The organism is Bradyrhizobium sp. 31Argb (assembly GCF_043638955.1).
Taxonomy (GTDB): domain Bacteria; phylum Pseudomonadota; class Alphaproteobacteria; order Rhizobiales; family Xanthobacteraceae; genus Bradyrhizobium.
This window is the reverse complement of record NZ_JBEGDB010000672.1, coordinates 1-716: the sequence shown is the minus strand read 5'-3', so window position 1 is coordinate 716 and position 716 is coordinate 1. Positions and strand designations below refer to the sequence as shown.

General features: G+C 57.4%; 1 protein-coding gene. It reads right to left on the bottom strand.

Features of this window, described 5'->3' with window-relative positions; all coding sequences use genetic code 11:
• Positions 1-44 precede the first annotated feature (44 nt).
• Positions 45-608, bottom strand: a complete 564-nt coding sequence (locus AAFX91_RS42210; RefSeq protein WP_394570414.1) for an autoinducer binding domain-containing protein — start codon at positions 606-608, stop codon at positions 45-47.
• Between the last annotated feature and the right edge of the window lie 108 nt (positions 609-716).

The following is a 716-nucleotide window of genomic DNA, read 5'->3' as shown; positions in this document are numbered from 1 at the left end:
TAGAAAGGGATCAGGAGCGGTCAGTTTCCAACTAACAAACCGGTTCAAGCGGTCCCGCTCCGCGGGTCCATTTCAGACCAGCTGAGCGAGGTCGCTTCCTGCGTCGACAACGTCACATCCCCTGTTTTAAAGGACGACACAGACGCCAGGCTGAGGCGAACATGAATGTAGGCGAGCGCCAATGCCGCCTGCATCGGATCCCATGGCGGGACCTCGGCCCGCCGCCGATCTGATGCGAGCGTGATCATCGCTGTGCGGCCATAGCTTGTCCTGATCGGAACGGAAACGCCCGAGCGGATGCCGAAGTCAGTTGCCTCCGAATAGAATTGCTTGATCTCGCGCGAGCTCCTGCGCACGCCGCGCTCCCCCGCCGACCAGGCGAACATCCGCATGCTGCGCTTGGCGGTCGTCACAACAGGGTCGATGGTCGTGTATCGCTTTGCAAAATAGAGGTTCAGCCATTCCGCAGGATAATCGCTGAAAGCAACCGCATCGTCGGCGTGAACATGAATGTAGGCATAGCGGTCGAAGCCGGATGAGCCAGTAAACTTCTTGATCGCGTTGCGAACGGAGCGTTCATCGTGCGCCACATCGACGGCATCGATCAACCCCTGTAATTGCCCATCCAATGTAACATCCTCCTAGTGGTTCATCACAGTGATTTTGACGTTTTGATACCGAGCCATTCGAGGATCGGCAAGTTTTCGGGTGGCAGG